Below are 12,724 nucleotides of genomic sequence, written 5' to 3'. Positions count from 1 at the left end.
GGCTGCCTTGCAGCCCTTTCGCGACACAAGGCCGCTCCTACAGGGAAATGCTATCCCCTGTAGGAGCGGCCTTGTGTCGCGAAAGGGCCGCAAAGCGGCCCCAGGGATGCCAGACCGAGCCACTGTCGTTAGACTGTCATCTCCCACGATCGGACAGGAGTCCCGGTGTGCCCGACCCCCGCAGTTTCCCCAGCGACCTGAGCCTCGACAGCCCGCGCCTGCAGCTGCGCCCCATGCGCCATGGCGACGCACAGCAGTGGCTGACCATCATGGCCGACCCCGAGGTGATGCGTTACTGGTACCACGCCCCTTGGCAAACCCTGGCCGAGGCCGAAAGCGCCCTGGCCGCCGACCGTGAAGCCTACGCCGCCGGCCAGTTGCTTAAGCTGGGCATGTACCGCCGCGACAACGGCGAGCTGATCGGCATGGTCCAGCTGTTCAACCTCGAGGAAGGCTCGCGCCGTGGCGAGATCGGCTACTGCCTGGCCAAGTCGGCCCAGGGCCGCGGCTACATGGACGAAGCCCTGACCTGCTTCATCGACTACCTTGCCCACACCCTGCACCTGCGCCGCCTGGAGGCGGAAATCGACCCGCGCAACCAGGGTTCGGCACGTACCCTCGAACGCCAGGGTTTCGTCCTCGAAGGCACCTTGCGCGCGCGCTGGTGCGTGGCGGGCGAGTTGTCCGACTCGGGGCTTTACGGCCTGCTGCTCGAACCGCCTGTCGCCTGAGGCCAGGGTGCGCTATGGTCGGCGTTCGACACTGAATGGACGGAGTTCGCGGTTGCCTGCCTTCTACCTGACCACAAGCCTGGCCCTGTACCTGCTGAGCCTGGCCTTCGATGGCGCCCTGACGGGGGCGGGCCGGCATGTACCGGCGTTGCAGATGCTGCTCTACGGTCCCTGGGGCATCGCCTTTGGTCTGTACCAGTGGTTCGCCAACCCATTGCTGGCGCTGGCTGTCCTCGCCCATCGACGCTTGCGCCGCCTGGCGCTGGTGTGCGGGCTGGCGGCGCTGTACCTGGTGGCCAGCAGCTTTAGCATCGCCCGCTTGCCGGACAACCAGAGCTACGCCTTCCAGGATGTGTCCGGCTTCGGCGCGGGCTTCTACCTGTGGCTGCTGGCGATCCTGGTGTTCTGCCTGGGGCAGCTCTGGTGGTGCTGGAAGGCGCGTTCGGCGGCGGATGTTCCGGGTTGGGGCTGGCTCGACGTGGCGCTGATCGCGGCCCTGAGCGTGGCGATCTATGCCGGTACGCAAATGCCCTCGCTGCGCTTCGAGCCGCACAAGGTGATCGTGCCGCCGGAGCAGCCGCAGACCTTGTGACCGTCGGCGCCAGTTTGCTGGGGAACCAGGTACCGCACTGCCGGCACCGGCGGCTGCGCGCGCAGATCGCTGCGTTGTGCGTGAATGAAAGTGCGGCAGGCTGCTAGGCTGTGCCGCGAACACCCGATAAAGGAATGCCCATGTTCAAGCAGTATCTGCTCGGCGCCAGTGCCTGGCTGGCGATCGCCTGCGCCCAGGCCGACGATTATTCGTCCACCTACACCCAGTGCATGGACAAGGCCTCCAGCACCTTGGCCATGGGCGCCTGCATCCAGGCCGAGACCAAGCTGCAGGATGACCGGCTCAACCGGGTGTACAAGCAGCTGATGGCCAAGCTCGACAGCCAGCGGCAGAAGGACCTGCGCGAGGTGCAGCGCACCTGGATGAAGTACCGCGACGGCAATTGCGCGTTCCACGGCAAGCTGAGCAACGGCAGCATCTACCGAATCGAAGGGGCAATGTGCGAAATGGACATGAGCAAGGACCGCGCCGCGGAGCTGGAACGCATCCTCAGCCCCGGGCAGTGACCGTCACCCGCTGCGCTGTTGGCGCCTGGCCCGGGCCTTGAGGTACTCGCGCACCTCCACGCCATCCCCGGCAAACTCGATACGGCTCGCCTTGGCCTCGCGCTGGTAGGCATACATCGGGTCGTAGTACTCGTTGAGCAGCCCTTCGATCCAGCCGCGGTGCAGGTGCACATCGCCACTGCGCAGTTGCTCGTCCAGGGCCTGCCCCAGCAACTCGGACAAGCGCTGGAAGCGCTCGCCGCCGAGGCGCTTGTGGATATTGGCCATGCTCTGGCGCATGCGCTCGGCGAACAGCCGGCGGCCATCTTCCTCGCCGTGCACCGCGACGAACTCGGCGCACAGGTTGATCACGTAGTCGCGCAGGATGCGCTCCACGCGGTTGGCGAAGCTGTCTTCCAGCCACACCAGCGGGTACTGCTGCATGCCCTGGTACAGCTCCAGCGGTACCGAGCAGCTGCCGACGATACGCCCTTCGTCCTCGAGCACGAACTGCTCGAGCCCACGCTCGCGCTTTTTCAGCACATCGATGGCCAGGGCGTTCTCGAAGTCGATCTGCGCCGGCTGCGCCGTGGCGCGCTTGCCGAAGCTGGAACCGCGGTGGTTGGCGTGGCCTTCGAGGTCGAGGACGTTGTCCAGCTGGTGCAGCACGTCGGTCTTGCCGGTGCCGGTGAGCCCGCCGACCAGCACGAAGTCGCACTGCTCGACTGCCTGCTGGGTGGTTTCCAGCAGCAGGGTGCGCATGGCCTTGTAGCCGCCGACGACTTTCGGGTACTGGATGCCCGCTTCCTTGAGCCAGCCCTGGACGATCTGCGAGCGCAGGCCGCCACGCAAGCAGTACAGGTAGCCGTCGGGGTGGGCCTGGGCGAACGCCGCCCAGGCCTCTAGGCGCTGTTGCTTGACCGTGCCGTTGACCAGTTGGTGGCCCAGAGCGATGGCGGCGGCCTGGCCCTGTTGCTTGTAGCAGGTACCGACCTTCTGCCGCTCCTGGTCGGTCATCAGTGGCAGGTTGAGCGCGCCGGGGAAGGCGCCCTTGGCGAACTCGACGGGGGCGCGCATGTCCATCAGCGGCACGTCGTCGAGGAACAGCTGTTTCAGCTCGGTGCAGTCGGGGCGCATCAGATCACCTCGACCGCGTGGCTCTGTCGCTCGACCAGCGCGCCGATGGGCGCCAGGTCCAGGCCCAGTTCCCGGGCCACGGCGAGGAACGCGTCCTCGCCCTCGGGGCTGACCGCCACCAGCAGGCCGCCGCTGGTCTGCGGGTCGCACAGCAGGTGCTTCTGGTCGTCGCTGAGCGCGCCGATCTTGTGCCCATAGCTGTCGTAGTTGCGCAGGGTGCCGCCGGGGATGCAGCCCTCGGCCAGGTAGTAGTCGACGCTGGGCAGGCGCGGCACGGCGTCGAACTCAAGGCGCGCGGTCAGGCCGCTGCCTTCGGCGACCTCGACCAGGTGGCCGAGCAGGCCGAAGCCGGTGACGTCGGTCATCGCCAGCACGCCATCGAGCTTGCCGAAGCGGCTGCCCGGGGTGTTGAGGGTGCACATCCAGTCGCGGGCCAGGCCCTGGTCCTGCTCGCGCAGCTTGGCTTTCTTCTCGGCGGTGGTGAGGATGCCGATGCCCAGGGGCTTGGTCAGGTACAGCTTGCAGCCGACGCTGGCGGTGTCGTTGCGCTTGAGGTGGCGCTTGCTCACCACGCCGGTGACGGCCAGGCCGAAGATCGGTTCGGGGGCGTCGATGGAGTGGCCGCCGGCCAGCGGGATGCCGGCTTCGGCGCACACCGCGCGGCCGCCGCGAATCACTTCGCGGGCCACTTCAGGTGGCAGTACGTTGACCGGCCAGCCGAGGATGGCGATGGCCATCAGCGGGTCGCCGCCCATGGCGTAGATGTCGCTGATGGCGTTGGTGGCGGCGATGCGCCCGAAGTCGTACGGGTCGTCGACGATGGGCATGAAGAAGTCGGTGGTCGAGACCACGCCGCGCTCGTCGTCCAGGGCATAGACCGCGGCGTCGTCGCGCGAGGCGTTGCCGACCCAGAGTTTCGGGTCCAGCGCCTGCGTGCCGCTCTCGGCGAGGATCACATCCAGCACCTTGGGGGAAATCTTGCAGCCACAGCCGGCGCCGTGGCTGTACTGGGTCAGACGAATCGGCTCGCTCATACGCACCTCGGGATTTTCGTGATGGGCGATTGTAGCAAAGCTGGCCTTTGCGCCTGCGCCTCTTATAATTCCACTCCGTCGGCGTTTTGCCGCACCTTCCCCGCTATTGAACCGGAGAACCCCCATGTTCAAACGCCCCCTGGCACTCGCTGCCGGCCTCGCGCTGTCCTGCTGCGCCGTTTTCGCCCAGGCAGCCGAGGTACTGCGCGTCAGCGCCATCCCCGACGAAGCGCCGACCGAACTGCTGCGCAAGTTCAAGCCGCTGGGTGAATACCTCGAGCAGCAACTGGGCATGAAGGTGCAGTTCGTGCCGGTGAGCGACTACCCGGCAGTGGTCGAGTCGCTGGCCAGCAACCGCCTGGACATGGCCTGGCTGGGCGGTTTCACCTTCGTCCAGGTGCACCTGAAGGATCCGACCGCGACCCCGCTGGTGCAGCGTGAGCAGGACGCCCAGTTCACCTCCAAGTTCATCACCGCCAACCCCGAGGTGAAGAGCCTGGCCGACCTGAAGGGCAAGACCTTCGCCTTCGGCTCGATCTCGTCCACCTCCGGCAGCCTGATGCCGCGCTACTTCATGTTGAAGCAAGACAACATCAAGCCCGAGGGCTACTTCAGCCGCGTCGCCTACTCCGGTGCCCACGATGCCACCGTGGCCTGGGTTGCCGCAGGCAAGGTCGATGCCGGCGTGCTCAACGCCAGCGTGTGGCAGAAGCTGGTCGATGCCGGCAAGGTCGATACCAGCAAGGTCAAGGTGTTCGCCACCACGCCGACCTACTTCGACTACAACTGGACCGTGCGCGGCAACATGGACCCGGCGCTGAAGGCCAAGATCAAGCAAGCCTTCCTCGCCCTGGACCCGGCCAAGCCTGCCGACAAGGCCATCCTCGACCTGCAGGCGGCCAGCCGCTTCATCGAGACCCAGCCGGAGAACTACCAGGGTACCGAGCAAGCCGCGCGTGAGGCCGGCCTGCTCAAGTGACTATTCGTCTGCAAGGGGCCAGCCTGCGCCACGGCCAGGTCCAGGCCCTGAACGCCGTGGATCTGCGCATCGACCAGGGTGAGCGGGTGGCGATCATCGGCCCGTCCGGGGCCGGCAAGTCGAGCCTGCTGCACCTGATGGCCACCGCCGTGCAACCCAGCGCCGGGCAACTGACGCTGCTCGACGCCCAGCCTTGGGCGTTGTCGGCGCGCGCTCGCCAGCGCCTGCGGGCACGGGTGGCACTGGTACACCAGGCGCCGCCCTTGCCGCCGCGCCAGCGGGTGGTCACCGCGGTGCTGGCCGGGCGCCTGGGCCAGTGGGGCACCCTGCGCGGCCTGCTCAACCTGCTGCACCCAGGCGATGTGCCGGGTGCGCGCCAGGCCCTGGCCGAACTGGGGTTGGCGGACAAGCTGTTCGTCCAGTGCGGGCAGTTGTCCGGTGGTCAGTTGCAGCGGGTCGGCATCGCCCGGGCGCTGTACCAGCGCCCGCAGGTGCTGCTGGCCGACGAGCCGGTCTCGGCGATGGACCCGGTGCTGGCCGACCACAGCCTGGCGCTGCTCAACCGCCATGCCCAGGCCCATGGCGTGACCCTGGTCGCCAGCCTGCACGCGGTGGAGCTGGCATTGGCGCACTTCCCGCGGGTCATCGGTATCCGCGAAGGGCACGTGGCCTTCGACTGCCCGGCTGAGGCGGTGAGCCAAAGCCTGCTGGATGCGTTGTATGCCAATGAGCAGTTGGCGTCGCCGGTCATCGCCGGGGCGAGCCTGACGGTGCAGATCCCACGATGCTGAACGCCGCTGCCCGCGACCCTGCGGCGCTACCTCGCCTGCTGTTGACCTTGCTGTGCCTGGCCCTGCTGTGGCCTGGAGTGCAGCTGAGCGAACTGAACCCCGGCGTGCTGCTGCAGGCGGAAAACCGGCAGCAGATGGCCAGTTTCGTCAGTGGTTTCTGGCCGCCGGCCCACGATCACGACTTCCTTGGCCTGCTGTGGCAAGCCACCTTGCAGACCCTGGCCGTGGCCACTGCCGGCATGGCCCTGGCCCTGCTGCTGGCGATACCGGCCAGCCTGCTGGCCAGCCGCGCCCTGTCGCTGCGCGCAGCCTCCCGCGGCGGGCGCCCGGGGTTCTGGTCGCGCACCTTGCGCCTGCCGGTGCGCGGCCTGCTGGTGTTCCTGCGCAGCGTGCCAGAGATCGTCTGGGCGCTGCTGTTCGTCCGCGCCGTGGGGCTGGGCCCGACCGCCGGGGTGCTGGCCATCGCCATCACCTACAGCGGCATGCTCGGCAAGGTCTATGCGGAAATCTTCGAGTCGGTCGACCAACGCCCGGCCCATGCCTTGTTGCAGGCCGGCAGTAGTCGCTTGGCGGCGTTCTGCTACGGCATCCTGCCCAATGCCGCGGCCGAGGTGGTGTCGTACACCGTCTACCGCTGGGAGTGCGCGGTACGCGCCTCGGTGGTGATGGGCTTCGTCGGCGCTGGCGGCCTGGGCCAGCAGATCGATTTGTCGATGCGCATGTTCGCCGGCGACCAGGTGGCGAGCATGCTGCTGGCGTTCCTGGTGCTGGTGGTGCTGGCCGACCTGCTCAGCCGTTTTCTGCGCGGGAGGCTGGCATGAACCGGGCAATCAACCTATTGGTGCTGCTGGGCATCGTCGCGGCGGTGGTGGCGTCGTTCGCCTATCTGGAGCTGGACCTGCACGCGGTGGTCGGCGAGGGCGGGTTGGGGCAGATGGCGGAGTACGCCGGGCGCTTCCTGCAGCCGGACCTGTCGCTCGAGCACTTGCGCGCCGTGGGCCGGGGGGCGCTGGAGACCCTGGCGATGTCCGGGCTCGGCACCTTGCTGGCGATGCTGCTCGGCATGGTGCTGGCGCTGCCGGCGGCGGGGCGATTTGGCTGGCCGCTGCAAGGCGCGGCGCGTTTGCTGCTCAATGCGCTGCGGGCGATTCCCGAGCTGGTGTGGGCGGCGCTGACCGTGCTCGCCGCAGGGCTGGGGCCCAACGCCGGCACGCTGGCGCTGGCGCTGCATACCGCCGGCGTGCTCGGCCGCCTGTTCGCCGAGGCCCTGGAAAACGCCCCGCCGGAGCCGGCGGCGGCGATTCGCCTGCAGGGCGGCGGCCAGGTGGCGGCGTTTTGTTTTGGCACCTTGCCCAACCTGTGGCCGCAGCTGCTGGCCTACAGCCTGTACCGCTGGGAGAACAACATCCGCATGGCCAGCGTGCTCGGTTTCGTCGGCGCGGGCGGCCTGGGGCAGATGCTCTACACCACCCTGAGCCTGTTCCAGGAGGCCCAGGCCAGCACGGTGATCATCGCCATGCTGGTGCTGGTGTTGCTGGTGGATGCGTTCAGCGATGTGCTGCGCCAGCGGTATGTGAGGGCCTAGACAGGCGCTATCCCTGTAGGAGCGGCCTTGCGTCGCGAAAGGGCTGCGCAGCGGCCCCGGCGATCTACGAGGCGCAGCTCAAACCTGGGGCCGCTACGCGCCCCATCGCGCCGCAAGCCTTGCCGGCGAACACCGGCAGCGCCGGTCCATCCACCGCGTTGCCGGGTTCGCCAGCAAGGCTGGCTCCTACACCCTGCAACCTGCGAACACCCCGTAGGAGTCGGCTTGCCGGCGAACACCGGCAGCGCCGGTGCCGTCCACCGCGCCGCCGGGTTCGCCAGCAAGGCTGGCTCCTACACGCTGCAACCTGCGAACACCCCGTAGGAGCCGGCTTGCCGGCGAACACCGGCAGCGCCGGTGCCATCCACCGCGTTGCCGGGTTCGCCAGCAGGCTGGCTACGGCATGGCGTTCGCCGCAGACACCTGCTCCCCACGCTGCATCGACTCCAGGTTGCGCTCGATGGTCTCGCAGATGCTGTCCATCGGGATCTGGTGCTCGCTGGCGCGAAACGGGCTTTGCAGGTCGGTGCCGATGCGCTCGATCGCCAGCAGCATGAAGCCCACCACCGTCGAGGCCAGCGGCGTGAACCAGCCCAGCGATTCCACCAGCCCCACCGGCACGATCAGGCAGAACAAGGTGATGAACAGCCGTGGAAAGTACACGTAAGGGTAGGGCAGCGGCGTATTGGCGATGCGTTCCATGCCGCCCTGGGCATTGGACAGGTCCACCAGCGTCGACGCCAGCCGTGCCAGGCGAATGCTGTCCAGCCGCCCGGCCTGGTACTCCCGGGCCAGCAACGCCGCCGAGCCACCGAGGATATCGTTGGCGAAGTTGTTCGAACGGTTGCGCCGCTCGAATTCGTCGGGCGGGATGAACGCCATCAACTCGTCCGGACACGTGTCGCCCTTCAGGTGCGCCGCCAGGCAGTTCACATAGGCGATATGCCGGCGCAGCAAGGTGGCCTTCAGTGGGTTTGGCCCTTCCTGCGGGTCGTCTATCAGTGTCAGTACCTGGCGGGCAAAGCTGCGCGAGCCGTTCACCAGCGCGCCCCACAGCGTGCGGGCTTCCCACCAGCGGTTGTAGGCGCTGCTGTTGCGAAAGCTCACCAGCACCACCAGCGCCGAGCCCAGCAAGGTCAGCGGGATCAGCGGCAGGCTGAACTTGCTGTTGAAGAACAGCATGAAGTCGATGGTGACCAGCACGTCCCAGATCAGCAGCCAGAACAGCGACCAGCCGATATAGCCGAAGGTCTTGACCACCAAGCGGTACTTGCGGATGAGCAGGGTTTTCACGTGGGGAACCTCGAAGCGATGGATGCAGGTTCCGACGCCGGCGGCGGGGTAAGGTTCGGTGTGTTTCGTCGTGTAGGCGCCCGCCTTGCTGGCGAACGAACGCCACGCGCAAATCGGTGGTGGTGCTGTTCGCCAGCAAGGCTGGCGCCTACCGGGTTATGGGTTGCACATCTGCTTCATCTGCACCAGCGCCACCCGGCTGCCATCGGGCGCGCGGCGCTGTTCGATCGCGAACGGGACGAAACCCAGCTGTGGATAAAGCAGCAAGCCTGCGGTGTTGTGGTTGAAGCACGACACCCACAGCTCCCGCGCGGCGAACTGCTCGCGGGCCAGGGCGAGCATGCTTTGCACCAGGTAGCGCGCCACCCCCTTGCCCCGTGCGGCCGGTGCCACCACCACGTTGCCCAGCGCGCAGACGCCGCCGTGCTCGGCCTTGTAGAAATTGGCGAAGCCAACGAGCACGCCATCGGCCTCGATCACCGTCGAGCCGCTGCGCTGGGCGATGGCGTCGCTCAATTGTTCGGGCGTCAGGGGGTAGGTGGCCTTGGGGAACATGTAGAACAGTTCGTCCGGGCCCTGTGGGAAGCAGCAAAGGGCGGGGATATCGGCATGCGTGACGGGGCGGTGGCTTAGTTGCATGGGGAAATCCGTGCTCGAGTGAGTGGCCAGCATACGCCATGGCCTCGCCGTTGCACGTCCTATGTCTGCCTCACCCCAGGCAGTAGATGAGGGTAGAGCAGATGATCGTCTGATTGACCACCAACCCGGCCGTCACCCAGGCAGCGGCCAGCACAACGGCGAGCACAGGTGTTGCCCGCCGCGTGAAGCACAGCGCCAGGCAGGCGCCGATCAGTGCTCCAGGCAAGCTGAACAGGTAGGCGAACCAAGCCATCACATCGCCTCGTCCGCTGGTGAAGAACCAAAGGTAGAAAAGCCCGAGGTACAGCGCCATGGTCAGTGCGGCGCCGCCGATTACCGGGCTTGGCGCCCGTAGCATCAGCAGAATGACCAGGATGGCGGCCTGCGGCCCCCAGATGTCGACAACGTTCCCCCAGAAAAACTCGCCGAAGGGGGCGATGCAGGTGGTTACCACCATGCCCCCGAGCAAGCCAGGCAGAACGGTCCAAAGACGGGCTCGCATTCCTGTGTTCGATTGCTGTGCTGGCATACCCTGGACTTCCTGTCGTGGTGGTGGTGGTGGTGGTGGTGGTGGTGGTGGTGAAAACGGCTGGCTCTCGCCTGTTTTTCAGGCACAAAAAAACCGACCATAAGGTCGGTTTTTTCTGGATCTTGGTGCCCCGAGGGAGACTCGAACTCCCACTCCTTTCGAAAACGGATTTTGAATCCGCCGCGTCTACCAATTCCGCCATCAGGGCTTAGGCGCCGCAGTATAGAGAGGTCACTCAAGCCGGTCAATCGGCTTTCATGGTCAATTTTCGCGCATTGGGCTAAACTTCCCGGCCCTGTCGAACCCGAACATCATCATGCGCGTCGCCGATTTTTCCTTCGAACTCCCCGATTCCCTGATCGCCCGCCACCCCCTGGCCGAGCGTCACGGCAGCCGCCTGCTGGTGCTCGATGGCCCCAGCGGCGAGTTGGCCCACAAGCAGTTCACCGACCTGCTCGACTACCTGCGCCCCGGCGACCTGATGGTGTTCAACAACACCCGGGTGATCCCGGCGCGGCTGTTCGGCCAGAAAGCCTCCGGCGGCAAGCTGGAGGTGCTGGTCGAGCGCGTGCTCGACAGCCACCGCGTGCTGGCCCATGTGCGCGCCAGCAAGGCGCCGAAAGAGGGCGCGCAGATCCTCATCGATGGCGGTGGCGAGGCCGAGATGGTCGCCCGTCACGAGACGCTGTTCGAACTGCGCTTCAACGAAGAAGTGCTGCCGCTGCTCGAGCGCGTCGGCCACATGCCGCTGCCGCCCTACATCGACCGCCCCGACGAGGGCGCCGACCGCGAGCGCTACCAGACTGTCTACGCCGAGCGCGCCGGCGCCGTGGCCGCGCCCACCGCCGGCCTGCACTTCGATGAGTCGCTGCTGGCGAAGATCGCCGCCAAGGGCGTCGAGCGCGCCTTCGTCACCCTGCATGTGGGCGCCGGCACCTTCCAGCCGGTGCGGGTCGACAAGATCGAAGACCACACCATGCATAAAGAGTGGCTCGAAGTGAGCCAGGACGTGGTCGACGCCGTGCAGGCCTGCCGCGCCCGCGGCGGGCGGGTGGTCGCCGTGGGCACCACCAGCGTACGCTCGCTGGAAAGCGCGGCGCGCGACGGCGAGCTCAAGGCCTTCAGCGGCGACACCGACATCTTCATCTTCCCGGGCCGGCCGTTCCATGTGGTCGATGCCCTGGTCACCAACTTCCACCTGCCGGAGTCCACGCTGCTGATGCTGGTCTCGGCCTTCGCCGGTTACCCCCAGACCATGGCTGCCTACGCGGCGGCGGTCGAACAGGGTTACCGCTTCTTCAGTTACGGTGATGCCATGTTCATCACCCGCAATCCGGCGCCACGCGGCCCAGAGGATCAAGCATGAGTCGCACCTGTCGAATGTCGTTCGAACTGCTGGCCACCGACGGCAAGGCCCGTCGCGGCCGGCTGACCTTCCCCCGTGGCACCGTCGAGACCCCGGCCTTCATGCCGGTGGGCACCTACGGCACGGTCAAGGGCATGCTGCCACGCGATATCGAGGCCATCGGCGCCGAGATCATCCTCGGCAACACCTTCCACCTATGGCTGCGCCCGGGCACCGAGGTCATCAAGAAACACAACGGCCTGCACGACTTCATGCAATGGAAAGGCCCTATCCTCACTGATTCCGGTGGTTTCCAGGTGTTCAGCCTGGGCGCCATGCGCAAGATCAAGGAGGAAGGCGTGACCTTCGCCTCGCCAGTGGATGGTTCGAAAGTGTTCATGGGCCCGGAAGAGTCCATGCAGGTGCAGCGCGACCTGGGCTCGGACATCGTGATGATCTTCGACGAGTGCACGCCGTACCCGGCCGAGCACGACGTGGCGCGCACCTCGATGGAGCTGTCGTTGCGCTGGGCCCAGCGCTCGAAGAACGCCCACGGCGACAACACCGCGGCGCTGTTCGGCATCGTCCAGGGCGGCATGTACCAGGACCTGCGCATGCGCTCGCTGGAAGCGCTGGTCAACATCGACTTCGACGGCCTGGCCATCGGTGGTCTGTCGGTGGGCGAGCCCAAGCACGAGATGATCAAGGTGCTGGACTACCTGCCGGCGCAAATGCCCGCTGACAAACCTCGTTACCTTATGGGGGTAGGCAAGCCGGAAGATCTTGTAGAGGGTGTGCGCCGCGGCGTCGACATGTTCGACTGCGTGATGCCTACCCGCAATGCGCGCAACGGCCACCTGTTCGTCGACACAGGGGTGATCAAGATCCGCAACGCGTTCCATCGCCACGATGAATCGCCGCTGGATCCGACCTGCGATTGCTATACCTGCAGCAACTTCTCCCGCGCTTATCTGCACCACCTGGACAAGTGCGGCGAAATGCTGAGCAGCATGCTGAATACCATCCACAACTTGCGCCATTACCAGCGCTTGATGGCCGGTTTACGCGAAGCTATCCAACAAGGTAAATTGGCCGCCTTTGTCGACGCCTTCTACGCCAAGCGCGGGCTGCCTGTGCCGCCCTTGGACTGACTGTTCGCATCCATTATTAGAAAATTTGCATTAGGAGTGCCCAATGAGCTTCTTGATTCCCGCCGCCTACGCGGACGCAGCAGCCCCCGCCGCCGGCCCAGCCGGTACCGGCTTCGAGTGGATTTTCCTGGTCGGTTTCCTGGTCATCTTCTACCTGATGATCTGGCGCCCGCAGGCCAAGCGTGCCAAAGAGCAGAAAAACCTGCTGAGCAACCTGCAAAAGGGTGACGAAGTGGTCACCAACGGCGGCATCGCCGGCAAGATCGTCAAGGTTGCCGACGACTTCGTGGTCCTGGAAGTGTCCGACAACGTCGAACTGAAGTTCCAGAAGGGCGCCATTGCCGCGACCCTGCCAAAAGGTACGCTCAAGGCTATCTGAGTTACCGGTTTCATTTTTCCAGTCGGGGCGCGC

15 protein-coding genes and 1 tRNA gene are annotated in these 12,724 nt (G+C 66.2%); 10 read left to right on the top strand and 6 right to left on the bottom strand.

Going from position 1 to position 12,724, the window contains the following annotated elements:
• Window positions 1–167: 167 nt before the first annotated feature.
• The 3 genes from NJG22_RS00365 to NJG22_RS00355 all read left to right on the top strand — a co-directional run bounded on the left by NJG22_RS00365 (window position 168) and on the right by NJG22_RS00355 (window position 1,850).
• Window positions 168–731: a GNAT family N-acetyltransferase gene (locus NJG22_RS00365; RefSeq protein WP_217850086.1), complete on the top strand. Its 564-nt coding sequence runs from the start codon at window positions 168–170 to the stop codon at window positions 729–731.
• 52 nt (window positions 732–783) lie between these two features.
• A complete protein-coding gene (locus NJG22_RS00360; protein ID WP_253091676.1) occupies window positions 784–1,323 on the top strand; it encodes a hypothetical protein in 540 nt (179 codons plus the stop codon).
• Window positions 1,324–1,463: 140 nt separating this feature from the next.
• A complete protein-coding gene (locus NJG22_RS00355; RefSeq protein WP_253091675.1) occupies window positions 1,464–1,850 on the top strand; it encodes a lysozyme inhibitor LprI family protein in 387 nt (128 codons plus the stop codon).
• A gap of 3 nt (window positions 1,851–1,853) precedes the next feature.
• Here NJG22_RS00355 and mnmH read toward each other — a convergent pair whose 3' ends face one another.
• Both mnmH and selD read right to left on the bottom strand, forming a co-directional pair.
• The gene (gene mnmH / locus NJG22_RS00350) at window positions 1,854–2,966 is read right to left on the bottom strand and encodes a tRNA 2-selenouridine(34) synthase MnmH (protein WP_253091674.1); all 1,113 of its coding nucleotides are present in this window, start codon (window positions 2,964–2,966) and stop codon (window positions 1,854–1,856) included.
• The gene (gene selD / locus NJG22_RS00345; protein WP_253091673.1) at window positions 2,966–4,000 is read right to left on the bottom strand and encodes a selenide, water dikinase SelD; all 1,035 of its coding nucleotides are present in this window, start codon (window positions 3,998–4,000) and stop codon (window positions 2,966–2,968) included. Before selD ends, mnmH begins: the two co-directional genes overlap by 1 nt.
• Before the next feature lie 124 nt (window positions 4,001–4,124).
• Here selD and NJG22_RS00340 point away from each other — a divergent pair, with 124 nt between their 5' ends.
• From NJG22_RS00340 to phnE, 4 genes are read left to right on the top strand one after another with little or no spacing between them, the layout of a single operon-like run.
• A complete protein-coding gene (locus tag NJG22_RS00340; protein WP_253091672.1) occupies window positions 4,125–4,979 on the top strand; it encodes a putative selenate ABC transporter substrate-binding protein in 855 nt (284 codons plus the stop codon).
• Entirely contained in the window at window positions 4,976–5,770 is a 795-nt protein-coding gene (locus NJG22_RS00335) for an ATP-binding cassette domain-containing protein (protein WP_253091671.1), read from the top strand. Before NJG22_RS00340 ends, NJG22_RS00335 begins: the two co-directional genes overlap by 4 nt.
• Window positions 5,764–6,591 (top strand): ABC transporter permease subunit, encoded by an 828-nt coding sequence (locus NJG22_RS00330; RefSeq protein WP_253091670.1) that lies wholly within the window; start codon window positions 5,764–5,766, stop codon window positions 6,589–6,591. The genes NJG22_RS00335 and NJG22_RS00330 overlap by 7 nt, the downstream gene beginning before the upstream one ends.
• On the top strand, window positions 6,588–7,355 hold the full coding sequence (phnE, locus tag NJG22_RS00325) for a phosphonate ABC transporter, permease protein PhnE (RefSeq protein WP_253091669.1): 768 nt from the start codon (window positions 6,588–6,590) through the stop codon (window positions 7,353–7,355). The genes NJG22_RS00330 and phnE overlap by 4 nt, the downstream gene beginning before the upstream one ends.
• Window positions 7,356–7,751: 396 nt before the next feature.
• Here the strand turns inward: phnE and NJG22_RS00320 are convergent, their stop codons facing one another.
• From NJG22_RS00320 to NJG22_RS00305, 4 genes are all read right to left on the bottom strand, one after another.
• Window positions 7,752–8,648: a bestrophin family ion channel gene (locus NJG22_RS00320; RefSeq protein WP_253091668.1), complete on the bottom strand. Its 897-nt coding sequence runs from the start codon at window positions 8,646–8,648 to the stop codon at window positions 7,752–7,754.
• A 156-nt stretch (window positions 8,649–8,804) separates the two neighbouring features.
• Complete coding sequence (locus tag NJG22_RS00315; protein WP_253091667.1) at window positions 8,805–9,287, bottom strand: GNAT family N-acetyltransferase; 483 nt, start codon at window positions 9,285–9,287, stop codon at window positions 8,805–8,807.
• Between the two features lie 70 nt (window positions 9,288–9,357).
• Window positions 9,358–9,816 carry a hypothetical protein gene (locus NJG22_RS00310; protein WP_253091666.1) on the bottom strand — a complete coding sequence of 153 codons (459 nt, stop codon included), beginning with the start codon at window positions 9,814–9,816 and terminating at the stop codon, window positions 9,358–9,360.
• A 123-nt stretch (window positions 9,817–9,939) separates the two neighbouring features.
• Window positions 9,940–10,024 (bottom strand) — tRNA-Leu (locus tag NJG22_RS00305).
• A 108-nt stretch (window positions 10,025–10,132) separates the two neighbouring features.
• On the opposite strand from NJG22_RS00305, the gene queA reads away from it, so the two are divergent.
• From queA to yajC, 3 genes are read left to right on the top strand one after another with little or no spacing between them, the layout of a single operon-like run.
• The gene (queA, locus tag NJG22_RS00300) at window positions 10,133–11,182 is read left to right on the top strand and encodes a tRNA preQ1(34) S-adenosylmethionine ribosyltransferase-isomerase QueA (protein ID WP_253091665.1); all 1,050 of its coding nucleotides are present in this window, start codon (window positions 10,133–10,135) and stop codon (window positions 11,180–11,182) included.
• Between the two features lie 14 nt (window positions 11,183–11,196).
• A complete protein-coding gene (gene tgt, locus NJG22_RS00295) occupies window positions 11,197–12,312 on the top strand; it encodes a tRNA guanosine(34) transglycosylase Tgt (RefSeq protein ID WP_186659038.1) in 1,116 nt (371 codons plus the stop codon).
• 43 nt (window positions 12,313–12,355) lie between these two features.
• Window positions 12,356–12,691 (top strand): preprotein translocase subunit YajC, encoded by a 336-nt coding sequence (yajC, locus tag NJG22_RS00290; RefSeq protein WP_110735801.1) that lies wholly within the window; start codon window positions 12,356–12,358, stop codon window positions 12,689–12,691.
• The last annotated feature ends 33 nt before the right edge of the window (window positions 12,692–12,724 follow it).

Source organism: Pseudomonas sp. VA159-2 (genome assembly GCF_024126635.1).
Taxonomy (GTDB): Bacteria; Pseudomonadota; Gammaproteobacteria; order Pseudomonadales; family Pseudomonadaceae; genus Aquipseudomonas; species Aquipseudomonas muyukensis.
The sequence above is the reverse complement of the archived record's forward strand: the minus strand, read 5'-3'. Positions and strand labels throughout refer to the sequence as shown.